Here is a 25783-nt window from a genome sequence, read left to right on the forward strand (position 1 = left end):
CTTTCACACCTATTGCCTTATTTGAGGCCTTTCACATTATTCGCATTAATTTCTAGCCCATGTTTTTTTGCAACTTCAGCGATTCGTTCATAGCGACTTAACTTCTCTACTTCAGCTTGTAATTCTTGATTTTCTTTTTGCTGCTGTACAATTTTTTCTTCTATCGTCGCTGCTTCTACATTAACTTGATAAAGGCCTGCTTTATTTCCAATAAACGCGACACAGGCATACAATAAAAAGCCAATAAACGCTACATACAACAGTTTTTCGATTCTTGTAATTTTCGCTTTAACCTTCGGCTTAGCCATCTGCTGTGGGGGCGTTTGAATTTGCACCTCTTCTTGCGCTTGTTGTTTGTACTTTACAGCTAAATTAGTCATACCTCTCTCTCCCTTTTATCGTTTTTCAGCGATTCTCAACTTCGCAGAACGCGCACGATTATTTTCTTCTAGCTCTATATCAGAAGGTAAAATCGGTTTTCTTGTAATAAGCTTTAATTTCGGCTTAAATTCATCAGGAATAATCGGTAATCCTGGCGGCAATTGTGGCGTTGTACTATTTCGCTTAAACGTTGTTTTACAAATACGATCTTCTAATGAATGGAATGTTATAACACTAACCCTTCCACCTGGCTTAACCATCTCAATAGCAGATTCCAATGCTTCTTCAAATACTTTTAATTCATCGTTTACAGCTATACGAATTGCCTGAAACACTCGCTTAGCAGGATGCCCACCCGTTCTACGAGCAGGAGCCGGAATACCTTCTTTAATTAGCTCTACTAATTCTCCTGTCGTTTCAATAGCTTTATTCTCACGATAAGCTTCAATTTTTCTTGCAATTTGTTTTGAAAATTTCTCTTCACCGTATTGGAAGAAAATCCTTACAAGTTGTTCATATGACCAGCTATTTACAACATCGTACGCTGTTAATGGGGCATCTTGATCCATCCGCATATCTAGCGGTGCATCATGATGATAACTAAAGCCTCGTTCTGGTGTATCTAATTGTGGGGATGAAACACCTAAATCAAATAAAATACCGTCTACTTCTGTTATACCTATTTCCTGCAGTTTTTCAGCTAAATAACGGAAGTTACTCTTTACTGTTATAAACTGTTCACCGTATGAAGAGAACTTTTCTTTCGCGTTTTGAATCGCTATCTCATCTTGATCAAACGCTATTAATTTTCCACCTTCAGTTAATTGGGATAATAAATAAGAACTATGTCCTCCTCCCCCCAGTGTACAATCTACATATGTACCATCTGGCTTTATATCTAAGCCGTCTACTGTTTCCTTTAAAAGCACTGTTACGTGTTTAAACATTGTTGCACCTACTCTTTTTCCAATTAATTATGTTGAATGTATCCCTTCCTCTAAACACATATTTCACGCTTAGAGAATGAAATAATACGAAAGAACGACTCATTTAACTTACCAACAAAGGCAACATACTATACAAATCGCTATTTTCTTTTATTATATACTAAATTTTATCATCTTTTGCGGGAATTTAAATAAAAAACTGTCGAAAAAGCGAATAATACGTTTACATTTTGTGCTATTTTGTCATATATTTAAGTATCCAACACAATTGCCATATTTAACACTTTTTTGATTGATAATTCAGAAAAAAATCACTTCACAGTAAATTCAACGGAATAAAAATAAAATCCTGCTCCAAAGAGCAAGATTTTATAGTTTTATAACATGATGTTTTCCGTCCCAAGAAAAAGGGTTTTCCATTACACGATCAACGAAATCCAAACCAAACTGATTTAAATAATAACATACATTCCACACACGTTCTTGCGGTGCACCTAATGGACGAAGTGCGAATTGTATACGGCGGAATTTATTTAGCTGAACCTCATACTTTTTCTCAACATTTCTTTTCAACATTCTTTCCAGCAGTTCAATTTGTTCATTAATTTTCAATTCGTTTTTCCCTGCAAACGCACCTAACCCTGGCTCTATTTTCTTTACAAATTGCTGTAAAGATGTATGAATATCGGCAATTTCTTTTTTCGCCTTTTCAAAATAATCATCAATCGGTTCCTCTATTTGATTAGACAACCAGTTTTCACGCAATTTATCGACATCATTTAAAAACGGATCACTTTCTCTCAATTGCAAATCAAATAAATCCGTCGCTATATCTCTCTCCACATAAGTAATTGTAAGACGAGGAACGACAGGTGGCATTTGAAAACCGACAGTATGGAATACTTGTTGTAATTCACTCCAATAAGCTAATTCTCCTGGACCTCCAATAAATGCGAGCGTAGGAAATACATACTCTTGCATAAGAGGACGTGTTACAACATTATTACTAAAACGTGCCGGATTTCTCTCCATCTCTTCAATCAACTCTTCGTATGAAAAGGAATGCGCCCCATCCTTTCCAACAAACTTACCTTGTTGATCTTCAAGCAATACTCGTTCATCATCTATTTCCATGAATATATGCACTGCATGAGACTTCGTTTCAATAATCGGTTTGTATCCTAGTTCTTTAATTACTTCTTGCTGATTACGAAGCCCCTCTTGTACCTCTTTATACTTACTTATAATTCGCTTGAAAAATGGAATTTCTAACTTTCTTAATTCAGGATGATGTGAATCAACAAGGATTAAACCAGAATTAGCAAAGATTTTCGTAATAAGATGAGCAAAGAAATCTACATACGTATTCGATTTTTTCAAAGCATCATCAACAAATTTTAATACATCCTTTGTAAAATTTGTTTCTGGGTATGTTTTAAAAATCTCTTCAATCCAATTTCTACAATCTTCAACAGAAAGTTCAGACTCAGAAGCACTCGCCTTTTTCGGATTACGGTCATAAAAAATAGTTTTTTTCATCTTTTTATTTTTCGCTACAAAAGTATGGTTAATCTCATCCATATCATGGTCTTCACCCGCAATCCAGAAGACAGGGACAACTTTAACTCCTAAACTTTCTTCCTTTTCCTTTGCAAGCTGTAAAATTGAAATAACTTTATGAATTGTATAAAGCGGTCCAGTTAATAACCCTGCTTGTTGTCCAGCTATAACAACATATGTATTTTCATCTCCAAGCGCTTTTACATTTTGAAGTGTAGATTCTCCCGCTTGTAATTTTGTATTATATTCTAATAAATGCGCTACTAAATCTTGGCGGAAAAACTCCCTTTCACGCAAATCATGTAAACGTTGTTTAAAAGCATCTTCTGTTAACATATAATCAAAACATGACTGTATCTCTTTTTTACCGTTCATATAGTCCGCTACAACACCTTGTTGCGGAACAGAGATTTCTTTTATCTCCATATAATTCTTCCTTTCGTATCCAGTTCTCTCACCAATCCACATTGTAGTCAATGTTTCACGTAAAAGCAAAGAATAACACTTATACTCTTGTTTCTAACCCTTTTATTGCATCGAACAAAAATTGAAGTGTCGGAACTGGTAGTTGCTGTTTCTTAGCTTCTTCTAATACATATCCAACAATCGCATTAATTTCCGTCTGTCTATTCGCTCTTACATCCGCTAACATAGAGGATGTATTACGAGACGTTCCTTCACACACATTTCGTACCATTTGCCATACCATTTCTTTTTCTCCTCTAATAAGAAATGCGACCTCCTGAAACACTTGCTCCATCATTTGATAAAAAAAACGATTCGTGATTAATTCACCATTCTTAACTCCCAATAGTGCTGTCAATGGATTGATACATACATTTACTACTAATTTTTTGTGCATAATCTCTTCCCAATCCGTTTCTATTTGAACTGGAAAATAAGTAACAGGAAAATAACGGAATATTTTCTTGAAATGTATAGATTGACCACAAACCACTCCAAATTTTGTTACCCCTATCCCAGTATGATGAACGATATGCCCTCCCTCTTTTTTCGCACCATGTTCTACAATACCAACAGCTATATTTTCACTCCCTATTTTCAGCATCTTTTGAAGATGCGACATTCCGTTTTGCAAAAAGATTAATGATGATGCCCCTTCCACAAACGGTAGTACGTCATCTATATGATATTGCTTCACAGAAATAAATATATAATCTAAATTTTGTGCTACCATACTTTCTATCGGTAAAACAGATGGATATACTGTTTCACATCTTCCATCTCTAATACAAGTTACACCTGTTTCATTCAACTCTTCAGCCTGCTTAGCCGTTCTTGTAAACAACGTAACATCTTGGTTACTTTTTTGTAAATAAAATGTATACAATAGACCAATAGCACCTGGTCCGACAATTCCAATTTTCATTTTCACACAAGGGATTCACATTAAGCGCCCTTGCCTTCCCTCCTTTTTATATCTTTTTAAAGTACATGAGCACGCCCTATAATTTCGTTGTCCTCTGTCAAACAAATACACTCTCTTTTTTCGCTATGTATAATACTGCCTATTAATACACTTATACTCTTAGTTTAGCAAATCCTCAAAAAAATAATAAAAGAAATATACTATCTTCTTCATAAAAATAAAAAAATGAGTTATAATATTATTGTAAATATTTTTACTTTTCTGCATTCAACAAGATAACAAAAGGATGTGATGTAATGGGATTCCCAAAAGTTGAGCGCTTGCTCATCAATTATAAAACGTTAGATGAATTCAAAAAATTTAAAGGGTGCGGAGCCCAAGAACTATCTATGCTGGAAGAATTGCAAGCAAACATTATTGAAAACGACAGTGAATCTCCATTTTATGGCATTTATTATGGTGGATCACTAATCGCACGTATGAGTCTATATATGAAAAGAAACGGCGGAGAACCATTCGAAATTACAGGTCCTTACCTAGAACTTTATAAACTTGAAGTATTACCAACTTTTCAAAAACAAGGATTCGGGCAAATGCTTGTAAATCATGCGAAACAAATGCAATTTCCCATTAAAACAATAGCACGTATTCATTCAGCTGGTTTTTGGGATAAATTAAATTTCAACCCCGTATCAGTAACTGATGGTGATTTTTATATTTGGCATCCAGAAACAAATTTGAATGCGGTTACAAACGAAGAATCGGCTTAAAAAATAAAAAACAGCTGTATAACAGCTGTTTTTTATTTCTTAAGCTTCTCTAACTTCTCATTCGAGCGAGCATTGTTTCTTTCCGCTACCATTACACTTCTTTTTTGATCGATATAATCAAGTAATGTTCTATACTCTTCTTCATATACTGATAATCGCTCCAGAAGGCGCTCTCTTTCTGTTTGTAATGATTCAACTTGTTGTTGCAACACCGTTAAAGAGTTTTCATCTTTATAATTTTGCAAGAAATCAATAACATCATTCAACGTAATTGACGTAGGTTCTAACACCTTTGTCTCTTTCACTTCATAATGTTCTACTTTACGAAGTTGCTTTGCTTCCTCAATACGTTCTTTATATTGCTTTCTTACGTAAGAATTCCATCTAAACCCACATGCTGCTGGTGTACGAGATAAATTTTTTCCCACTTCCTTAAAGGCAGAAAGTTGTGTTCCACCTTCTCGAATATGCCGGAGTACTACTTCTGCCAGAAGCAAATCTTCATCATCAGTCCAAGCATCTTGTCTTGTTGTCGCCATCTCTCTAGTCCTCCCTATGCATTTTTTATTAAGCATATGCAGTTACTAGAAAAGATAGAATACAAAAACTAAAGATTAAGACAAAAAAAAATAAACGCAGAAGATATCTTCTGCGTTTATTTTCCCGCAATTACTTGCTGATTACTTCTTTACCTTTGTAAGTACCGCATGCTTTACATACACGGTGAGCTAATTTCGCTTCACCACAGCTTGGGCACTCTACCATACCAGGTACTGATAATTTGAAATGCGTACGACGCTTTCTTTTTACTGTTTTAGAAGTTCTTCTAAAAGGTACAGCCATTCTTCCCACCTCCTTAAAAGAAATAGTTATTTTCATATGAAGGCCTGAACCAGTCTTCCGATTATTTGTCAAAAAACTTTGCAAGTCCTGCCAATCTTGGATCAACAGTCTTTTCTTTGTCTTCTTCCGAAATCACTTGCCAGTCTTGACCTTGCGTCGGTGCTCCACCAGAAACATCATCACTGAAAATTTGCATTGGAATCTCCAAAAGTATATTTTCCTTGATTACGGGCAGTAAGTCAAGTATTTCTCCTTCTAAAGAATGAATTTCAGCTTCAGTTTCAAATTCTTCTTGTGAAGTTTGGAACACCTCAGTTGTTTTAATGTCAAATGGTAATGTCACATCTACTAAAGAGCGAGAACATGGTAAAACCATGCTTCCAGTTATATGTAGATGAAACGTAAACTTACCGGAGCCAAAATCAACTCTTCCCGTTACATGAACAGGATTAATTTCACGAATATCTTTCTCGACCTCTTTTAGCTCACTTACATCTACCATCTCATCCAATGTCAATCCTTTATTTCTCAATTTATTCAATTGATGGATGGACCATTTCATATCATATCACCTCAAGGCAACAAACAAAATTATAGCTAGCCATTTTATATTTGTCAATGTTTTTTCTTTACACTATAATGAAGTCATCATAGTAAATAATATATATAGTATCACGTTTTTCAAAAAGATGCTACATCGAAAGGAGAGATTACCATAAAAGCTGGTGGTATTGTTGTTGAATATAACCCTTTTCATAACGGTCATCTTTATCATGTGCAACAGACAAAAAAGTTAACACAATCCGATATAATAATTGCCGTTATGAGTGGTCCTTTTTTACAGCGTGGTGAGCCCGCACTCATTTCCAAATGGTATCGCACTAAAATGGCCTTAGCAAACGGCGTAGACCTTGTTGTAGAGCTTCCATACGTCTTTGCAACACAAAAGGCTGAAACCTTCGCAAATGGTGCTATTTCCATTTTAAATGCCCTACGTGTTTCCGAAATTTGTTTCGGTAGTGAGGATGGACAAATCGAAAATTTTTATAATACCATCTCCATACAAAAAAACGAAGAAGAGACTTTTAACTGCCTTGTAAAACAATTCATGGACGCTGGTAATAGTTATGCAAAAGCAACATCGGATGCTTTCTCACACATTTTAACATCTGAAAAAAACATAGATATGTCACAACCAAATAATATTTTAGGCTTCCAATATATGAAAGCAATTCTGTCACAAAATAGCTCTATACAAGCTCAAACTATAAAAAGATTTGCCTCTCATTATCATGATGAAACATTTAATGACCAACATATTGCAAGCGCGACAAGCATCCGAAAACAACTCTTTAGCGAAGAAGGATCATTTACAACAATTGAACCTTTTCTCCCACAGGCAACCACTTCGCTTTTAGCAAATTACAAACAAAACTACGGGATATTACATAATTGGGAACAATACTTTTCATTTTTTAAATATAGACTCATGACGATGTCTCCAGGGGACTTACGACATATATATGAAATAGAAGAAGGTTTAGAGCATCGTATTTTATCAAAAATACAAAACAGTTCCTCCTTCTATTCATTCATGGAAGCATTAAAAACAAAACGTTATACATGGACTAGATTACAAAGAGCTTGTACACACATTTTAACAAACACAACAAAAGAGGATATACGTAGCGCAAATATAGAACAACACGCACCATATATTCGCCTGCTAGGCATGTCACAAAAAGGACAAACTTACCTTTCAAAAAATAAGAAAAAAATCGAACTTCCAATCCTTACTCATACAAAAACATTCGACCATGCCGCTTTAGATATAGAGAAAAAAGCAAACTCTGTATATTTCTCCATCATGCACGAACCGTTACGCACACAACTATTAAAACAGGATATAACACACCATCCTATTCGCTATGATGAAACAACTACAAAATTCCTATAAAAAACCTCTCTATTTCAGAGAGGTTTTTTCCTTATCCATCTTTTCTAAATATGTTAACGCATCATCCAGCGTATCCACTGGTACAATTTTCATTTTTGTTTTAATATCCTTTGCAGTCTCAAGTGCATCTTTATAGTTCGATTTCTCCGCACCTTTTTCATTTGGCGCAAAGAACACTTCAGCCCCAGCATCGCTAGCAGCCACCACTTTTTGATTTATACCACCAATCGGGCCCACTTCTCCTTTTTCATTAATTGTACCTGTTCCAGCTATTTCATGTCCTTTCGTTAAGTCTTCTTCCACAAGTTGATTATATATTTCTAATGTGAACATTAAACCTGCGGATGGTCCACCAATTTCATTAGAATTAATTTTCACTTTCGGATCGACCACTAGTTCTCTTTCCGTAACGATAGAAACACCTATACCGACACGTCCATTCCCATTAGGAATCGTCTTTACATTTAAATTCTCTTTCAATTGTTTTCCATTTCTCATGTACTCAATACTTACAGCATCATTTTCTTTTTTCCCTGTCATATATTCAATAAATTGCTCCGTCTTTTCAAATGTTTTTCCGTCAACAGCTATAATAACATCACCAAGCTTAAGCTTTCCTTCTGACGGCATTCCTTTTGCCACACCAGCAACTAATACACCTTTATTTTCAAAAGATACTGAGCGATTTGCACGTTTATATGCATTATAAATCGCTGCATTTTGTGAATCTTTCATCGCATAATTTTGGCGAAATTGATATTCTTCATCACTCTCACCTTTTTGCAATATTTCTTCCGCTTTCGAAATATGTGTATATTTATTAAACTGTGCCGCTATTAAATTCACCACATTTGCTGGTCCCATTGAAACCGTAACAAGCATAAAATCACCAGATTCTTTCGTTCCACCCTCAACTTGAACATAAGGCTCTAATTTGGCAGCCATTCCTGGTTTTGTTATATAATACGGTAAACGTACGTAAACAAGTAACATCGCCAATATAACCCCTATTAAGATTGCATATATAAACCGAAAACGCTTAAACATTATGTTTCTCCTTCCACTGCTCAATTAATAAATAAATATTTGAAATATGTTTTTCTGCTTCTACTTCTCCAACTCGAATAATGTCTTCAATGTTTGTAAAAGCACGTGAACTAAATTGCTCTACAGCTGGTCGCATCATTAAATCCGATGCAATTTGCCGATTCATTACAAGCTCATGCTGCATAATTTCAATACTTTGCATGATTACGTCATAAATGGACGTAACATCGCCATTTACCTTAATTGGAGATACATCAACAGCGATAACAATATCGGCCCCTAACTCTTTCACAACCGATACTGGGATGCGATCAATGACTCCACCATCCACTAATAATCTTCCATCTATTTTTTCTGGTACAAACACTCCAGGAACAGATATGCTAGCCCTCACCGCATCTGCAACTGGCCCACTTGTAAAAACCACTTTTTCCCCCTTCAATATGTCAGTAGCCACAACAGCCGTCGGGATATCTAACTCTTCTAAATTTTTATTATATGTAAACATTTTAATCATATCTTTGACACGTTTTCCAGCAATAAATCCCATTTTCGGTACCGTGAAATCTAAATAATACTTCCGCTTAAAAACAGATGCTAATTTATACAATCTTTCAACGTTACTACTTGCCGCATAAAACGTACCTATTAGCGCCCCCATACTACTTCCTGCAATCATGTGAATAGGGATACCCGCTTCCCTTAAAACCTTTATTACACCAATATGAGCAAACCCTTTCGCTCCTCCAGACCCAAGTGCTAAACCAATCTTTGGTTCTTTCATTTTTCTCACCCTTTAATTTTTTTCATTCCTTTTTCATACTTATGGTCTAAATTCACTACGTATCCACGTATACTGAAATGAACGTTTTTTGGGACAAAGGGGGATTTACTTACATGTATGAAAAATGGAAAACCGCTTTCCTTACCATATCAACGCTATTTTTAACCTTTTCTCTTGTACTCCACCCCCAAGCCGCTTTGCAAGCTTCTATTCGCGGGTTAAATATATGGTGGGAAGTTGTATTCCCTTCACTACTACCGTTTTTCATCATTGCGGAACTTCTAATTAGTATCGGTGTTGTAAAATTTATTGGCGTTATATTAGAACCACTCATGCGCCCACTTTTTCGCGTTCCAGGGATAGGCGGATTTGTTTGGGCGATGGGAATGGCTTCTGGTTTCCCTGCAGGCGCCAAATTAAGCGCTAGACTACGAAAAAGCAATCTTTTAACTCAGATTGAAGCAGAGCGCCTCGTTTCTTTCACAAATTCTTCTAATCCACTTTTTATTTTCGGTGCTGTGTCTATCGGTTTTTTTAATAATCCGAAATTAGGAATTATATTAGCCGCTGCCCATTATTTCAGTAACTTTGCTGTCGGATTAATTATGCGTTTTTACGGCGATAATACCGCTTACAAAATTAACACACACACTACAAAAAAACGTCGCTTTCAAAACCCTTTTTTAATCCTTCACGAGACACGCTTACAAGAAAAAAGACCAATTGGTAAATTACTTGGGGATGCCATTGTTTCTTCTATTCAAACATTACTTATGATTGGCGGATTTATTATTTTATTCTCTGTGTTAAATAAAATGATTACTGTATTTCACATTACAGCAGCTCTTTCTTTTATTATGCAACATATTTTATCATTCTTCCAACTAAGTACAGATTTTAGTATACCTATATTATCAGGTATTTTCGAAATGACACTCGGAAGCCAAATGATTAGTCAAATAAATGAAACACCGCTCTTACAACAAGCTATGGTAACAAGCTTCATTTTAGCATTTAGTGGTCTTTCTATTCAGGCACAAGTTGCTAGCATATTAGCTGAAACAGATATCCGATTTAAACCCTATTTTTTCGCACGAATTATTCAAAGTATTCTTGCCCCTATTTTTACATTTGTATTTTGGACACCATTTTATGAGAAAGTGAGTTCTTTCTCGCCTATGCCAAAAGATATTCCTGTATTTTTATCCGAACATCCTTCTATACTACATGAAATTTGGACATCTTTTATACATTATGGACCAATTTTCACATTATTTTGTCTATACTTATATGTTATTTTATTATTTTTGCGCACATATAAAGAAAAACCCCGTTCACTTTAACGGGGTTTGAAACTTTTCTTTTAAAGCACGTTCTACAATAGGAGGTACAAGATCTACTACACTTCCTCCATACCTCGCAACTTCTTTTACAATACTCGAGCTTAAAAATGAATATTGATTGTTTGTCATAATAAAAAATGTTTCAATATTTTCATCTAATTTTCGATTCATAGAAGTAATTTGCATCTCATATTCAAAATCAGAAACTGCTCGTAAACCACGTAATATTGCATTTGCATTACGCATTTTTGCATACTCTACTAATAGCCCACTATGTGAATCTACTTTTACATTCGGGATATCCTTTGTCGCTTCTCGAATTAATTCTAATCGCTCTTCAACTGAAAAGAATGGTTTTTTTGATGAATTGTTTAAAACGACTACGTACACCTCATCAAATACTTTTGCTCCCCTTTTAATAATATCCAGATGCCCAAGGGTAATTGGATCAAAACTTCCTGAAGAAATAGCTATACTTGTCATTCTGTCCCCTCACCTTCATACTTATAAATCGATATTGCAGTAATCCCATAATTCTCAGCTCGTACTTTTACAAGCCTTCCTATTGAATTAGGTAAAACTACATCATTACCATGCTCTGCCATAATTAATCCATCACTATGTAGCAATCCATGTTGATCCATTATACTAATTAAAGATACAATTTTTTGCTCTTTATATGGAGGATCTATCAATATAAGATCGAATGACATTTCACGTTTTATTAGCGCCTTTACTGCACGTTCAGCATCATTTCGATATACTTCAGCTTGTTCCTGTACTCTACAACTTTCTAAATTTTGATGAATTACTTTTATCGCTTTACTATCCCGATCAACAAAAATTGCTTTATCAATCCCTCTGCTCAAAGCCTCAATTCCAAGACCACCACTACCACCAAATAAATCAAGGGCGATACCACCATCAAAATAAGGACCTATCATATTAAAAATAGATTCTTTTACTTTATCTGTCGTTGGACGTGTTGTATTACCAGGAACCGCTTTAAGTGGGTGTCCTTTACATTTTCCTGAAACTACTCTCATCTGTTGTCACTACCTTTATTTCAATCTATCGAGCGATTATAGAAAGCCATTCCCACTTCGGTAACCGTTAACAAACCACATTCACCTAACTATAGGAAAACTCGGCCTCAAATAACCTCTCGTTATTTTTATGTATTCATCTCATCATTCACTAATATGAACCCAATATGTATATTAGTTCCACTTTATCTTTTTTATCCTATCACAAAATAAAAAAAAGAAAAATAAAAAGCCCAACATAAAATTTAATTTCATTATGTATATCTTCATTTAGATTGGACATAAATAATTATAACAACATCACCTTCGATGTTGTTGCCAACCGCGGAGAAGACTTACGTTTCCCCATAAGTTCTTCCTCCGGTTTCTCCTCTCCCTTTGCCTTCTTACTAGTACATGCTAGTATAAGAAGGGCCCTGCTATGCAGAGTTTTTTTCTTTGTGTGCTTTTCATTTAAAAAGTGAAATGGTACAGTAAAAGAAAGAGGAGGAAAAGATATGATTCAACGCTTTATAGAACTTGGAGAAGGCTACTCTGATTTATATGAATTACTTGAAATTGCCAAAACAAATCAAGAACGTATAGCACATATGTTACAATTTGAAACGATAAAAAACGATAAAAAAGTATGTTCGCTTGTTGTAATATTAAAACCAACTACTACTGGTGATTTCCAACCATTATACATATGTCGTGAAGGCATTCCTGTATTTGAAAATAAAAAAAGTAAACGTGTCATTTTATTTGAAGAAACGGCAGAACAACTCGGAAAAAAAGTGGCTACCTTTACTGTAAAACCATCTACAACTTTCCCAGAAAAAGAACTATTTTTTAATCATTTAATTGGTATTTTACGAATGAACAATTTCATTCCTCCGATGAAATAACACGTTATTTCAAGTGAAAAATCCCCGGCTAAATTTAGCCGGGGATTTTTTCTATTAGCTATAATCGTATTCTTTTGCTCGATCAGGACGCGAATTTTCAAATTCCGTTTTTAAATACGGGCGATACGACTGTTCTATCTTTTTCACAAAAGGAAGTTTGTTCAACTTATGCATCATATGCTCAATTTGTTCCATATCACAATATACTACAGCATATTTTAATCGTTTTGATATGTAATGTATGTTACCATATTTCCTTAAAATCTTGGCATGTTTCAATGAATGTAAATAAACAATCATACTTTGTCGTTGCCCGAACATAATCTTCTCCATCTTCTCCTTTTAAAAACATATATTTTATATTCTATGAAAACCAATCAGAAATTTATAACATTACAGGACAAACTCTGTATACGTTTTCTTCCAACTTCTAAAAAACGGGGTACATCACCCCGTTTTTTTACAACCACAACCTCCGCCAGTACCACAACCTCCACCACAGCCACCAGCATCAAAGAATGGATTTCCTGTTGGCACTTTAATGGAAGAAGACACTTCCGAACCGATTGCTACACTAACTTCGTCTAATAACTTCTGCAAAGCAGTTTCTGCTCTTTTAAAAGCTGCAACCTTATCATGTAAGTCCACAGAACGCTTTAATTCTCTCATTTTCATTGACACGGTAGTATAGTCAGGATGGTATTTTCCAAAACGCTGTACTTCCTCATACCGTTCTTTCATCGCTGTAAATTGCTGAATGAGCGCCTGAAGTTCCATATCTTCATGTAATTCTCTATAATACTTACGATAATCTTCTGCTATATCTGAACAGATAATCGCTTTTGCAAGCTGCTCTGCCTTATCTAATATTAATACGCTTTCTAGCGTCGCTACAATCATGAGAGACACCTCCGAGTATCCATCATACCACATTTAGATTAGAACTACTAATTGAAGTGACTTACTCAAAAGAAAGATATAATGAAACTATTTTTACACTATATCCGTACACACTTATACATTAATATGTTCCGCTATATTATATTTAAGAACATCCCACTTTCCACTATTTTGTTTCACATAACTAATACACGCATTTTTTAATGGTGTCTTAAATGTAATTTCATCTGGTTCAATGGCATGTAAAATCGCTTTTATCGCGTGTGAGTGAGCAACAATAATAATACGTTTGCCAAAATGAGTTGTCGCAACATCTTCTAAAGCAGCAAAGCAACGAGCTACAATCTCTTCATCTCGCTCCATACCTTCTACTTTACCTTCAGCAATCAACTCTCTAACAGCCGCAACCGGCTTCCCTGAAGCTTCTCCAAAATTCCGTTCAACAAATCGCTCATCTAATAAAATCGATTGTAATCCAACTGTCTTTGCAATTTCATTAGCCGTTTCTTGCGCTCTAATTAACGGGCTACTTATAATGATATCCCACGTTTCTTCTTGTAAAGCAGCTGCACTCTGACTCGCTTGCTTCTTACCAACTTCATTAAGCGGAATATCTTCTCGCCCCTGAATAATTTCTTGAAAATTCCAATCAGTTTGTCCATGTCGTACTAAACAAATTTCCGTCATGCTGCAACTCCTTTTTAAATAATCAACCTCTATTGTAACAAAAGTTCTGCATGACGGACATATTTTTCACTTCCAATTAGGTTGCATTTTGTTGCTTCATATACTGAAACATATCAATCATGATCGAAGCAACGGCCAATTGATTTTGAAACTTTTCCACTTTATCTGGTATTGTTTTTTTGAAATGTTGCATCGCCGCTAACTCAAAAGCCTCTTTTTCTTCAGGATTTCGTGTTAATTTTCTATACCAGTACGGTTGCTCTCTAATATAGCGAGATAAATCCTCATCAGCCTTTATAAACTCCATAATTTCTGCTCTCATCATCTTTCCCCCTAATCCTTTTGAAAGAAAAATGGGTTATTTTCTGAAGTACTTTGCTCTTGCTGCGTACGGTTACCTTGAAATTGCTGAATAACTTGTTGCACGCTCCCGATTGCACTCGTCACATTGGCTAAATGGTTCTGCATTTGTTCCACGTCCAACTTTTTAAAAAAAGAAAGCATTTGCCCCATCACATCAGCAGTTTTTTCCTCTTCAGTTCGATTATCTTTTTCTTTTTTATTTTCTTTTACCGAAGAAAACGCAGGCGCTCCATCCGGTCTATAAGTTGCCCATATTGGATCTTCTTCACCAAGTAAGTACCATTCTTCATAAAATTGTTGCCATGTTTTATGACCACTTCTAACCTCATGAACCATTTTAGGGTGATGGTTTACAAATTCTTTAAACTGTTGAACCGATGGATGTAACGGTCCTTTTGTTGTTGGCATAATCCTCACCTCTCCATGTATATCTACTATATAGTAAGAAAAAAAAGGCGCATGGTTCGCCTATTTTTAGACGATTCATGCACCTTTTTTTCTGCTATTTGCATACGGTCAGATTCCCACCTACAATTCAGTGAATACGAAGTAACTAATTTGGTGATGTTAACACCCCACCGCTTACAATTTCACTTTATTTTCGAATAAAGTTTTGTGTATAAAATTTATCGTATACACCAACACCTAATCCTGTAAATTGTTCATTTAATAAATTCTTTCTATGCCCCTCACTATTTAACCAACCTTGCACTGCCGCAATTCCATCACTATGTTGCGCCGCTATGTTCTCACCAGCAAGTTGAAATCCTACTTTCCCGCGCTGCAAACGATCTCCTAGTGTACCTAATGTAGGTGAGTCATGAGAAAAATAATTATTGTCTTTCATATCTTTACTGTGACCAACAGCAACATCTGCTGTTTCCTGATCCCATGTTAATAATGGTAATTTATGACGACTTCGAATGATATTTGTTAAATCAAAAATTTGTTGCATATTCCCATTTTCTACTTGTTTTATTTTTTCTGGAGTCAATGGTTGTTCTGCTATTAATTCACCTGAATAAACGAGCTGATACGGTCTTTGGCGTAATAAAGTTTCATCATCCATATAACGAACACCAATAAGCTCATGTGTAAATTGATCAAAATACAATTGCGCCCATCCATCTTCTACAGGTATTAACGGTTGTTCCATGACTTCGGTATCAGATAGCTCAAATTGATAACTATTTTTCCCTCTTTTTAATGAAATTTCATGCGAAAGCGGACTTTTTTTATATACTTCTTCATATTTTTCATTTATATAATAAGGTGGAACCTTAACTTGTTCACCAGCTGCGTATGCCGTTACAACTTTACGTTCAGAAACTCCAAATTGAACATACTGAGTTAAATCCTGGTTGTATACCCACCATTCATATCCGTATGCAGATGGCTCTATTCGAGAGGGTTCTCCCCACTTCGCTAATAAGTTTTCAGAGTCTTCACCAATCATATTTAAAACAGTGTCTGAGGAGTCTTCCTTAATTTGCTTTTTCTTTTTCACAATTTTATTTTCTTGCTTTGATTGAGATGGGGTTAATATATATTGTGAAACGAGTAATTTCCCGTATAAATCAACAGCTAAAATTAAAAATGTAATCATTACGATACGCAATAATTTCTTCAAACGATATACCTCCTGAACAAAACATAAAATTGAGATATACACAAATCCTTTTCTTTCTTTTTGTGTGTACCGTACTCTTTTCACTATATCATATTTTTGTGAAAAAAGTCTGGATTATCCCTTTTCTCTCAATATGAATTGCACTTTCTTATTATTCATACTATTATAAAAATAATGGTGTAACATTAAAAAAGGAGGTATTATATGCAATTTACAAATACGCAATTTAATGGAGCCGTCGTTGAATTAACTCTTTTAACTGAAATCATGGAAAACAACCACTTCGTACTTGCCGGACAGTGGGATTATGAGCGAGTTACATACGATTATAAATTTGAAATATTAAAGGATGTTTATTATTTACGAGTGCAAGGAGTTGCTGTTGAAGGTGACATTGGCAGTAGACACGCTGAAGTAAAACTACTTCCCCCCTTATTAGGAAAACATTATTATCCTCACGGCGTTGAATATGGTGATGATGAGACTTTCCCAACGAATGTACTTCAAAAAAGCGAACAACTCCTACAAAATGTCGAAAAAGAGTTAAAAGAATTTCAAATTATTGATTAACAAAAACAAGCGCATCAATATGATGCGCTTGTTTTATTTCCCTTCCCTAAGAATGAATCGTTTTTTTTACTGGATATCCATAAATAGATCCATCTTTTACTTTAATCTCATCTTCCCAAGGAACCTTATATTTACCTTCAGCTAAATCTTTTACAAACGTATATGGATTTTCTTTCACCCCACCAGGAGTTGCTACATATCCTCTTGAACCTAGATTATATATATTATTTTCCAATCCCCATCCTAATCTAGCCTGATCTGCTAGTTCTGGATATACTTCAGCAGTAACAATCTCCCAAGGATTTCGATGTCCCTGTACTAAAGTAGTCCCATCAAAATTACATACTTGTCCTTCACCAAAGTAATAAAATACGCCATCATAACCCGCTAAGTTTACCGACAATGTATACATTAAATTCTGCCATGCATTTGAACGATTGGTTAGCATCCATTGTTCACTAACTTGTGTACTATATCCAGAAATACGAATTAAGACATTTGCACCTTTATAGGCCGCTTCACGAGCTACTTCAGGGAACATGCCATCATGACAAATACAAACAGCTAATTTACTTCCTCCAGGTCCATCACAAACAGGTAAGCCTAAATCTCCAGCTTTCCAAGGCTCGACTGGCACCCAAGGATTTAGCTTACGATACTTCAAAATCATTTCACCTTGTGGATCAATAATAACTGCTGTATTATATGGCTCTCCACCATCAGGATTTTTCTCCATTATTGAAAAAACACCATATACTTTAGATTCTTTACATGCCTCAGCAAATAAGTCTGTTTCTGGCCCAGGCACTGTGCATAAAAATTCTTCTGTAGTCCATTTTTTTGTATTGAGCCCTTGTGTACTATATTCAGGAAATACTATCAATTCTAAACCAGGGTAACCTGATTTGGTCGAATGAATTGTTTTTATGATTTGTTGAATTTGTTTATCAATGTCTGCACGCGATTCTACTACTGGTACTGGATATTGAATTAGTGCTGTCAAAAAACCACTAATCGGCTTTACCATACTTCCACTACTACCCATTTAAACTCCCCCTTAAAATAGTTCGTGTTTATTAAAGATAACAATATATATTTGTAACTCTCTAAAAAACTTGCACTACATATGGAATTATTACGCATGAAAGCTAGTAGTAAATTTTATCTCCACTTTTAGTACACGCCTACACTAACTTAACATAAAAAATTAGAAAATTCAATCTTTTTAAGGTAGCTAAAACTAAGTAAAAAAAGCGCATGGAATCCCATACACTTTTTTTACTTAGTCTGTAAATACGGCGGCAATTGTTGCAACTGCTCCTTATCCTTTTCACGTTCTCTACGTGCCCATCTAAAGAATACATAGCCTATAATTGTACCGTACACTATTTCCTGGACAATTTTCATTATGATACCACCAGTTTGCTGGTCTTGTACGACTGGCATCCAGTGCAAAAATTCTGGTCCCGTTATATTTAAATCTGATAAAGTGCCCGCTGGTACACATAATTCCATCGCTTTCATCCAAGCAGCCGGATCCGTATACGTTGCAAATAACGGGGCTGTCGCAAAAATGATTAACGCACAAGCAGGCGTTAATAATATGCCATTAGCAAACATATAACCAAGTTTCTTTATATCACTTAATGTTTGATATTCTGGTAATGGATTTAACATCGGCCACCACATCATGATTGCTGTAAAAAACAATATAGCGAGACAAATAGGATGAGCTATTTGACTTTGTTTTACCGTATCAAAAACAACTGGTAAATGATAAAAAGAAAACAGGCCGTTAAATACAAATAACGCAATAAGCGGTTTAGCAAATGCCTTTAATATAATTTGAACAAACTTAAAAGAAGTAATGTAACGATATAACCAAATTGGTATACCAAGCAACAGTAACGGTGGAACTGCAATATACATGACTGCCATTTCAAACATATGAGCACTAAATATAATATGGCCAATTAAATCAATAGGCCCTCCCTTTACAAAATACAAAAGAACAATACCAGTCGTAAAATAAAAAATTTGCTTCTTACTTACCTTCGTCGCATTTTCAAATCGCATTCTATATGGCCCAATAATTAAGAAGTACCCAATAAGAATCGAAAGCATAAATAATAAAAAGATTGGACTCCATAAAGCCTGAAAACCAAATATCCACAAGTTACTCATTTTCACACCTACCTTCGTAAGGTTATCTCATAATATGAAGAGGGAGCTGTGACAACACAAGCTCCCTTATTTTTCACTTTTCAAATCCACACGATTGTCATAAAAGCTAAAATTGTAATTAACCCTATTAGCAGACCAGAGTAAAGAAAGAAACTTGCTGCTTCATGTCCTTTATGACTCATATGCATAAAATAATACAATTGAAAAATTACTTGTACCACTGCTAATAGTAAAATAAACGGTACAGAGAAAATCGGACTAAAAGTTTTTGGATACGCCACCGCTACAAATGCAACTAATGTTAAAAAAATCATTAATGCAAACGTAATAACTTGATGCCTCATTTCCTCCGCACTTTTTCTCTTCCGATAAACAAGATCAACTTTAGGATTATTCGTTTGCTTTATCGCCATTGTTTATCCCACCATTCCCATTAAATATACTACAGTGAAAATAAACACCCAAACTACGTCAATAAAGTGCCAATAAATCGATGCAACATAAAACTTCGGTGCATTGTATAAATTTAGACCTCTCTTCGCATTTCTAAAGATTAATGTTAGAATCCAACATAACCCAAACAATACGTGGAGTCCATGTGTACCAACAAGAGCATAAAACGCAGAGCCAAACGCACTACTTCTCATAGTATGCTTAAATTCATGTGTATAATGATAAAACTCATATATCTCAAACCCTAAAAACCCTAAACCTAGCAATACTGTTACTAGTAACCAAAGCTGCATTTTCTTAAAGTTAAAGTTTTTCATGTGATACATCGCATATACACTCGTTAAGCTACTCGTTAATAAAAGCATCGTCATAATGAAAACGAGTGGCATTTGGAACATCTCTTGAGATGTTGGTCCACCATTTGTAGAATTCTTTAACGCTAAATATGTTCCGAATAAGGAAGCGAACAACACTGTTTCGCCTCCAAGAAATAACCAAAAACCGACAAACTTATTTTTCCCTTCAAGGGTTGCTTTTTCAGGCTCTGCTGGAAATGTTTCATTCGTTAATTTTTCATCTACATGCATTATGCCTTGCCCCCCTTATCCTCTAAATCTTCTTTATGAATATGATACCCATGATCATCAATTACTGAACGTAGGAACATTGCGCCAAATGTAATGATTAAACCAATAATTGCTACTAATAACCAGAACTTATCTTTTCCGCCCTGCATATACATCGCACCAAATGCCGCTATAAACAATCCGAAAGAAATGACAAATGGTGAAAACGAAGGATTTGGCATATGAATATCACCAACTGGTTCCGCTGCTGTCATCTCTTTATTACCTTCACGTTTTTCAATCCAAAACGGATCTAATCCGCGAACAAATGGTAATTGTTTAAAGTTATATTCTGGTGTCGGTGCTGGCATTGTCCATTCTAATGTACGTGCATCCCACGGATCACGACCAGCTTTTTCTTTTGATACTGTCGTTTTAATTACATTGAATAGAAGAACAATCGTTCCAAGAGCCATAAACACCGCTCCGATGGAACTAATCATATTCCCCATTTCCAACCCTTGCCCTTCAAGATATGTGTAGTAACGGCGTGGCATACCAATCAAGCCAAGGAAATGCTGAATAAAGAACGTTAAATGGAAGCCGATAAAGAATAGCCAGAACGTTATCTTTCCTAATGTTTCATTTAATACTTTATTAAACATCAGTGGCCAATAATAATGAGCTCCTGCAAGTAAACCAAATACAACACCGCCAACGATTACATAATGAAAATGCGCTACTACGAAATAGTTATCATGAAATTGATAATCAGCTGGTGCAGATGCTAGCATAACCCCTGTAACTCCACCCATTACGAATGATGGAATGAAAGCTACTGCCCACATCATTGGTGTCGTAAAACGAATACTTCCGCCCCACATTGTAAAGAGCCAGTTGAATATTTTGATACCAGTTGGAACCGCAATCGCCATTGTTGCGACCGAGAAAATAGCATTAGCAACTGGACCAAGTCCAACAGTAAACATATGGTGCGCCCATACCATAAATCCTAAAAATCCAATTAATACAGTCGCAAACACCATCGATGAATAACCAAACAATCGTTTTTTCGAAAATGTCGCGAAGATTTCTGAGAATATTCCGAAAGCTGGGAGTATAAGAATGTATACTTCTGGATGACCGAAAATCCAGAATAAATGCTCCCATATAATTGTATTCCCGCCCAATGCCGGATTAAAGAAACTTGTTCCAAATAAACGATCTAACATTAAAAGTCCTAATCCTACAGTTAACGGCGGAAAAGCGAATAATATAAGCGAAGATGTTACAAATGTCGTCCATGTAAACATCGGCATACGCATGTACGTCATTCCTGGCGCCCGCATATTAATAATGGTTACAAGGAAGTTAATACCTCCAATTAATGTACCAATACCTGAGATTTGCAAGCCGAGTACATAGAAATCAACACCATGACCTTTAGAGGCTAAAGCTAAAGATGCATAAGATGTCCATCCTGCATCAGGTGCTCCACCTAAAAACCAACTTAAATTTAAAAATACTCCACCAAAGAAAAATAACCAAAATCCGAGTGAATTCAAAAACGGGAACGCTACATCACGTGCACCAATTTGAAGTGGTACAGCGGCGTTCATAAATGCAAACACGAGTGGCATAGCTGCGAGGAAAATCATTGTTGTACCGTGCATCGTTAATACTTGATTATAAGCATCCCCAACAAGAAAAGCGTTGTTAGGAATCGCTAATTGAAGGCGAATAAATAGAGCTTCTATTCCGCCTATTACAAAAAACAATCCACCTGCAATTAAATAGAGAATGGCAATCTTTTTATGGTCTACTGTCGTTAAATAATCCCATATGACAGCACCCATCCCCTGTTTTTTTGCTACAGAACTCACGTTTTCAACCTCCCCTTCGCGAATAATCCCTCTTTACTTTTCAACTTTTAACGTTTGTAAGTATGCATTTAATGCATCAATTTGATCATCCGTTAAGTTGCCATATTTGCCAGTCATTTTGTTTCCTGGCTTCATATTTTCAGGATCTTTCAGCCATTTTTTTAAGTTTTCTTCATTGTTTTCGGCAATACCGGCAACCATATCGCGATCCGCAAAGTTTGCTAAGTTTGGTGCGATACGAGCGGAAGGTGGTCTACTATCATTAGATCCAACTGCATGACAACCAATACAGCTTTTATTAAATATTTCTTGGCCCTCTTGCGCCTTTGTTGAAGCTACTTCTTTCTTCCCATCAATCTTCTTCATATCAGCAAGCCATTTTTTGTACTCGCTTTCATCTAAAGCTTTCACTTTAAATTGCATTAAAGAATGTGATGGGCCGCAAAATTCTGTACAAAAACCATTATAAGTGCCCGATTTATCTGCCTTTAACCACATTTTGTTCACATTGTCTGTATTTGTATCCATTTTCCCTGCTAAAGATGGAACCCAAAATGAGTGTTTAATATCGGCACCCTTCAAATTTAAATACACTTTCTTACCTGTGGGGATGACCAAATCTTGCGAAGTTACTATCTTTTCTGATTTATAAGAAAATTCCCACCAATAAAGATTCGCTGTTACATCAACAACGATAGTATCTTTATCAATATTCTTTTTCTCCATCGCACTTACATCAGCAAGTTTGAATGTATATGTAACTGTTGGAACAGCTAAGATTAGTAAAAGAATAATCGGAATAACTGTCCATATAATTTCTAGCTTGTGATTCCCTTCAACTTGCTCTGGAATATAATCTTCCTGACCTTTCTTTTGTCGGAAACGCACAATTACATATAAGAAAATAATAGTAACTACTAGTACTACTCCTACCATGATTGCACTCGCCAGTAGAAGTAAATCATATTGCATTTTTGCTACTTCTCCTTGCGGAATTAAAGTAGATTGAAAGGCTTTACCGCATCCCCCTAACAGTAAAGCCAGCAGTGAAACGAACGAAAGCAGTCGCCACTGTTTCTTCATACAAACAACCCCCACTTTCCTTGTGAATTAGATTGTACTTTATAGTTAAGTAAAGTAAATCTCAACGTAAAGAAATCCAATTATGTCGTTGTCTTAGAAGAATGTAACTACAATCATTGATACAAATAAGATTGTTAAATAATTTAGGGAATAAACAAACATTTGCACGGACCATTTGATGTCATCTTTCTTACGGAAGCCATAAAATCCTAAAACGATCCATCCGATGTTAAGCAGTGTTGCAATTACCATAAATGTTATCCCTAGTCCACTCATATAAAATGGTAGTGGTAATAAACATACTGTCCAAATCATAATTTGGCGTTTCGTAATTTCAAATCCATGAACTACAGGAAGCATTGGAATTCCTGCATTTCGATATTCATCAACACGTTTCATTGCTAATGCAAGGAAATGTGGGATTTGCCAAATAAACATAATTAAAAATAACATCCAAGCAATTGGATGGCCTAAAGATGGATCGATTGCTGCCCATCCAATTAAAGGAGGAACTGCACCAGATATACTACCTACAACAGTATTTAGTGTATACTTTCTCTTTGTCCATAAACTATATAGAACAACATATGTGAAAGCACCAATAAATCCCATTAAGACTGCCATTGGTGTTGTTAATAATAAAAATACAAAACCAAGAAGTAATATGACTAGTCCAAATGTAAGTGCAAATCCTGGTTTATACTTTCCAGTAACCGTTGGACGGGTCTTTGTTCTTTCCATTAATGGATCGATGTCTCGATCAATGTAGTTGTTTAAACAACATACCCCTGCCATAACTAATCCAGAACCAACGATTGTAAAGAATAACTTATCCAGATTGTCCATTACACTTAATCCATTAAAGTGTAATGCCAACCAAAATCCTGTAAATACAGTAAGTGTATTTGAGTTTACAATCCCCATTTTAACGAGTGCTTTTAAATCTTGTAACCGAGTTGTTTCCGGTACACTTGTAACAGCGGACTCATCATGCAGCTCACTTGTTGCATGGTTCATCACTCTAACCCCCTCTTAAAACTTTCATCTTTCTTTTTGCGCATATTTCAAATGAAATAATTCGCTTCTATATAGCAATATTATTACAGTAGAAACATTGTTAACCCATTCTACTACTAATCTACGCCCATACTCCAATATATTAAATCATATTTCCCGAACATTTTGTGAAGAAAACATGAACTTTTTGTGTCGAATATAAAAAACTTCATTCTGACTTGTCCTTATCATAACATGATGTTACCTTCTATAATAAACTATTTTGTCTTATTTAACACGTATTCTCCCCATTTCTTTTCAAAATAGCCTATTTTTCACCTAAAATTTTCCTTATGAACCCTGTTTTTACACCTATTTTCTCCCCCTTTCCTTCCCCCTCCATTTCTTTGCTATTTTATTATTTTTTATATATCATAGGAACTAGCGCGTTTTATTCTATACATAATGGAATGAAAATATTTCGCAATAACTTCATAGCAGAAAGATGGTGAAAGAGATTGCAACGCTTTATTAAATGGTTAGCAGTCATTACAAGCCTTGATTTATTAATAGTTTTATTAGGAGGCGCTTTAGTTACAAAAACAGGTTCTGGTCAAGGTTGTGGTAAATCATGGCCACTTTGTAACGGTGAATTTGTTCCATCTAATTTATCAATGGAAACTATTATTGAACTTAGCCACCGATTAACATCCGGATCAGCTGGAATTCTTGTCACTCTCCTTTGTATTTTGTCCTGGAAATATTATAAACATGTGCGTGAAACAAAAACGTTAGCAATTTTATCCTTCGTATTTTTAGTTGCACAAGCATTAATGGGAGCAGCAGCAGTTGTTTGGGGCCAAATGCCAGCTGTACTTGCTATCCACTTCGGTATTTCCTTAATTTCATTTGCTTCTGTCATTTTATTAACGTGTCTTATCTTTGAAATTGACCAAAAATTTGATGCACGTTCACTTATTATGGACAAAAAAATGAAATTTCATATTTATGGTGTAACAATTTACAGTTATATCGTCGTCTACACAGGTGCTTTAGTACGTCACGAACGAGCTAGCTTAGCCTGTCCAGACTTTCCTTTATGTAGCAAAAACAGACCTATGCCAACTCAACTACATGAATGGGTTCAAATGGGCCATAGAGTTGCAGCGATGTTAATTTTCGCTTGGATACTATACGCGATGATTCTCGCTATTCGCCATTACAAACAGCAACCTGTCGTATATTGGGGATGGATCATTTCATTTATCCTTGTTACACTTCAAGCTGTAGTAGGAGTTTTAGTTGTATTTACAAACGCTAGTTTAGCAATGGCATTGTTACATTCTCTATTCATTTCTTGCTTGTTTGCCGTACTATGCTATTTAGTTATGTTAGGAACAAGAAGTAAAGTGAATGCAAAAGAAGCCGAATTAACTTCTAAACAAACAAAATAATTTAAAACTAAAATCCCTTGCCAATTCGGCAAGGGATTTTTTGCAATAAAAAAAGAGCT

At 35.4% G+C, this 25783-nt stretch carries 30 protein-coding genes; 6 read left to right on the plus strand and 24 right to left on the minus strand.

Annotated features, from left to right (window positions below):
• Window positions 1–17 precede the first annotated feature (17 nt).
• From ftsL to panE, 4 genes are all read right to left on the minus strand, one after another.
• Entirely contained in the window at window positions 18–380 is a 363-nt protein-coding gene (ftsL, locus tag MHH55_RS13610; RefSeq protein WP_000182804.1) for a cell division protein FtsL, read from the minus strand.
• A gap of 15 nt (window positions 381–395) precedes the next feature.
• Window positions 396–1328: a 16S rRNA (cytosine(1402)-N(4))-methyltransferase RsmH gene (gene rsmH / locus MHH55_RS13615; RefSeq protein WP_000472508.1), complete on the minus strand. Its 933-nt coding sequence runs from the start codon at window positions 1326–1328 to the stop codon at window positions 396–398.
• Window positions 1329–1697: 369 nt separating this feature from the next.
• Entirely contained in the window at window positions 1698–3314 is a 1617-nt protein-coding gene (gene bshC / locus MHH55_RS13620; protein WP_078186703.1) for a bacillithiol biosynthesis cysteine-adding enzyme BshC, read from the minus strand.
• Between the two features lie 79 nt (window positions 3315–3393).
• A complete protein-coding gene (gene panE / locus MHH55_RS13625; protein ID WP_002182931.1) occupies window positions 3394–4278 on the minus strand; it encodes a 2-dehydropantoate 2-reductase in 885 nt (294 codons plus the stop codon).
• Window positions 4279–4574: 296 nt separating this feature from the next.
• Here panE and MHH55_RS13630 point away from each other — a divergent pair, with 296 nt between their 5' ends.
• Window positions 4575–5048 (plus strand): N-acetyltransferase, encoded by a 474-nt coding sequence (locus MHH55_RS13630; protein ID WP_000506694.1) that lies wholly within the window; start codon window positions 4575–4577, stop codon window positions 5046–5048.
• A gap of 32 nt (window positions 5049–5080) precedes the next feature.
• On the opposite strand, the gene MHH55_RS13635 is transcribed toward MHH55_RS13630, so the two are convergent.
• The 3 genes from MHH55_RS13635 to MHH55_RS13645 form a co-directional block, all read right to left on the minus strand.
• Window positions 5081–5587, minus strand: coding sequence for an RsfA family transcriptional regulator (locus MHH55_RS13635; protein WP_000246467.1), 507 nt, complete (start codon window positions 5585–5587; stop codon window positions 5081–5083).
• A 130-nt stretch (window positions 5588–5717) separates the two neighbouring features.
• Window positions 5718–5891, minus strand: a complete 174-nt coding sequence (gene rpmF / locus MHH55_RS13640) for a 50S ribosomal protein L32 (RefSeq protein ID WP_001984764.1) — start codon at window positions 5889–5891, stop codon at window positions 5718–5720.
• A 61-nt stretch (window positions 5892–5952) separates the two neighbouring features.
• The gene (locus MHH55_RS13645) at window positions 5953–6453 is read right to left on the minus strand and encodes a YceD family protein (protein ID WP_078186702.1); all 501 of its coding nucleotides are present in this window, start codon (window positions 6451–6453) and stop codon (window positions 5953–5955) included.
• Between the two features lie 213 nt (window positions 6454–6666).
• On the opposite strand from MHH55_RS13645, the gene MHH55_RS13650 reads away from it, so the two are divergent.
• Entirely contained in the window at window positions 6667–7848 is a 1182-nt protein-coding gene (locus MHH55_RS13650; RefSeq protein WP_002182932.1) for a nucleotidyltransferase, read from the plus strand.
• Window positions 7849–7857: 9 nt separating this feature from the next.
• On the opposite strand, the gene MHH55_RS13655 is transcribed toward MHH55_RS13650, so the two are convergent.
• Both MHH55_RS13655 and MHH55_RS13660 read right to left on the minus strand, forming a co-directional pair.
• Complete coding sequence (locus MHH55_RS13655; protein ID WP_000476281.1) at window positions 7858–8895, minus strand: SepM family pheromone-processing serine protease; 1038 nt, start codon at window positions 8893–8895, stop codon at window positions 7858–7860.
• Window positions 8888–9679 carry a patatin-like phospholipase family protein gene (locus MHH55_RS13660; RefSeq protein WP_000662588.1) on the minus strand — a complete coding sequence of 264 codons (792 nt, stop codon included), beginning with the start codon at window positions 9677–9679 and terminating at the stop codon, window positions 8888–8890. Before MHH55_RS13660 ends, MHH55_RS13655 begins: the two co-directional genes overlap by 8 nt.
• 113 nt (window positions 9680–9792) lie before the next feature.
• Between MHH55_RS13660 and ylbJ the strand changes: the two genes are divergently transcribed.
• Window positions 9793–11022 (plus strand): sporulation integral membrane protein YlbJ, encoded by a 1230-nt coding sequence (gene ylbJ, locus MHH55_RS13665; RefSeq protein WP_000273082.1) that lies wholly within the window; start codon window positions 9793–9795, stop codon window positions 11020–11022.
• Here ylbJ and coaD read toward each other — a convergent pair.
• Together coaD and rsmD are read right to left on the minus strand one after the other, a co-directional pair.
• On the minus strand, window positions 11014–11505 hold the full coding sequence (gene coaD, locus MHH55_RS13670) for a pantetheine-phosphate adenylyltransferase (RefSeq protein ID WP_000200601.1): 492 nt from the start codon (window positions 11503–11505) through the stop codon (window positions 11014–11016). The genes ylbJ and coaD overlap by 9 nt on opposite strands.
• On the minus strand, window positions 11502–12068 hold the full coding sequence (gene rsmD, locus MHH55_RS13675) for a 16S rRNA (guanine(966)-N(2))-methyltransferase RsmD (RefSeq protein ID WP_001266978.1): 567 nt from the start codon (window positions 12066–12068) through the stop codon (window positions 11502–11504). Before rsmD ends, coaD begins: the two co-directional genes overlap by 4 nt.
• Window positions 12069–12565: 497 nt before the next feature.
• Between rsmD and MHH55_RS13680 the strand changes: the two genes are divergently transcribed.
• Window positions 12566–12955, plus strand: a complete 390-nt coding sequence (locus MHH55_RS13680) for a DUF7147 family protein (RefSeq protein WP_000616017.1) — start codon at window positions 12566–12568, stop codon at window positions 12953–12955.
• A gap of 54 nt (window positions 12956–13009) precedes the next feature.
• Here MHH55_RS13680 and MHH55_RS13685 read toward each other — a convergent pair whose 3' ends face one another.
• The 6 genes from MHH55_RS13685 to MHH55_RS13710 all read right to left on the minus strand — a co-directional run bounded on the left by MHH55_RS13685 (window position 13010) and on the right by MHH55_RS13710 (window position 16535).
• Window positions 13010–13276: a YlbG family protein gene (locus MHH55_RS13685; RefSeq protein ID WP_002082261.1), complete on the minus strand. Its 267-nt coding sequence runs from the start codon at window positions 13274–13276 to the stop codon at window positions 13010–13012.
• A 126-nt stretch (window positions 13277–13402) separates the two neighbouring features.
• The gene (locus MHH55_RS13690; RefSeq protein WP_000634362.1) at window positions 13403–13855 is read right to left on the minus strand and encodes a YlbF family regulator; all 453 of its coding nucleotides are present in this window, start codon (window positions 13853–13855) and stop codon (window positions 13403–13405) included.
• Window positions 13856–13969: 114 nt separating this feature from the next.
• Window positions 13970–14542: a histidine phosphatase family protein gene (locus MHH55_RS13695; RefSeq protein WP_000134946.1), complete on the minus strand. Its 573-nt coding sequence runs from the start codon at window positions 14540–14542 to the stop codon at window positions 13970–13972.
• 76 nt (window positions 14543–14618) lie between these two features.
• Window positions 14619–14864, minus strand: coding sequence for a YlbE-like family protein (locus MHH55_RS13700; RefSeq protein WP_001200990.1), 246 nt, complete (start codon window positions 14862–14864; stop codon window positions 14619–14621).
• An 11-nt stretch (window positions 14865–14875) separates the two neighbouring features.
• Window positions 14876–15313: a YlbD family protein gene (locus MHH55_RS13705; protein WP_001143346.1), complete on the minus strand. Its 438-nt coding sequence runs from the start codon at window positions 15311–15313 to the stop codon at window positions 14876–14878.
• Between the two features lie 187 nt (window positions 15314–15500).
• The gene (locus MHH55_RS13710) at window positions 15501–16535 is read right to left on the minus strand and encodes a CAP domain-containing protein (RefSeq protein ID WP_000735375.1); all 1035 of its coding nucleotides are present in this window, start codon (window positions 16533–16535) and stop codon (window positions 15501–15503) included.
• A gap of 204 nt (window positions 16536–16739) precedes the next feature.
• On the opposite strand from MHH55_RS13710, the gene MHH55_RS13715 reads away from it, so the two are divergent.
• Entirely contained in the window at window positions 16740–17105 is a 366-nt protein-coding gene (locus tag MHH55_RS13715) for a YugN family protein (RefSeq protein ID WP_001160952.1), read from the plus strand.
• Between the two features lie 46 nt (window positions 17106–17151).
• Here the strand turns inward: MHH55_RS13715 and MHH55_RS13720 are convergent, their stop codons facing one another.
• The 7 genes from MHH55_RS13720 to ctaB all read right to left on the minus strand — a co-directional run bounded on the left by MHH55_RS13720 (window position 17152) and on the right by ctaB (window position 24291).
• Window positions 17152–18150: a formamidase gene (locus MHH55_RS13720; RefSeq protein ID WP_000535802.1), complete on the minus strand. Its 999-nt coding sequence runs from the start codon at window positions 18148–18150 to the stop codon at window positions 17152–17154.
• A gap of 233 nt (window positions 18151–18383) precedes the next feature.
• Window positions 18384–19289 carry a cytochrome c oxidase assembly factor CtaG gene (gene ctaG, locus MHH55_RS13725; RefSeq protein WP_000069023.1) on the minus strand — a complete coding sequence of 302 codons (906 nt, stop codon included), beginning with the start codon at window positions 19287–19289 and terminating at the stop codon, window positions 18384–18386.
• Between the two features lie 80 nt (window positions 19290–19369).
• Window positions 19370–19702 carry a cytochrome c oxidase subunit IVB gene (ctaF, locus tag MHH55_RS13730; RefSeq protein WP_000985706.1) on the minus strand — a complete coding sequence of 111 codons (333 nt, stop codon included), beginning with the start codon at window positions 19700–19702 and terminating at the stop codon, window positions 19370–19372.
• Window positions 19703–19705: 3 nt separating this feature from the next.
• On the minus strand, window positions 19706–20329 hold the full coding sequence (gene ctaE, locus MHH55_RS13735; protein ID WP_000557861.1) for a cytochrome c oxidase subunit III: 624 nt from the start codon (window positions 20327–20329) through the stop codon (window positions 19706–19708).
• Window positions 20329–22164 (minus strand): cytochrome c oxidase subunit I, encoded by a 1836-nt coding sequence (ctaD, locus tag MHH55_RS13740; protein WP_153579316.1) that lies wholly within the window; start codon window positions 22162–22164, stop codon window positions 20329–20331. The genes ctaE and ctaD overlap by 1 nt, the downstream gene beginning before the upstream one ends.
• Window positions 22165–22224: 60 nt before the next feature.
• Window positions 22225–23274, minus strand: a complete 1050-nt coding sequence (gene coxB / locus MHH55_RS13745) for a cytochrome c oxidase subunit II (RefSeq protein WP_000745268.1) — start codon at window positions 23272–23274, stop codon at window positions 22225–22227.
• Between the two features lie 93 nt (window positions 23275–23367).
• Window positions 23368–24291: a protoheme IX farnesyltransferase gene (ctaB, locus tag MHH55_RS13750; RefSeq protein WP_001015058.1), complete on the minus strand. Its 924-nt coding sequence runs from the start codon at window positions 24289–24291 to the stop codon at window positions 23368–23370.
• A 497-nt stretch (window positions 24292–24788) separates the two neighbouring features.
• On the opposite strand from ctaB, the gene ctaA reads away from it, so the two are divergent.
• On the plus strand, window positions 24789–25724 hold the full coding sequence (gene ctaA, locus MHH55_RS13755) for a heme A synthase (protein WP_001188743.1): 936 nt from the start codon (window positions 24789–24791) through the stop codon (window positions 25722–25724).
• Window positions 25725–25783: the final 59 nt, after the last annotated feature.

Origin of the sequence: Bacillus sp. FSL K6-2944 (assembly GCF_038005385.1) — a bacterium.
Taxonomy (GTDB): Bacteria; Bacillota; Bacilli; order Bacillales; family Bacillaceae_G; genus Bacillus_A; species Bacillus_A cereus.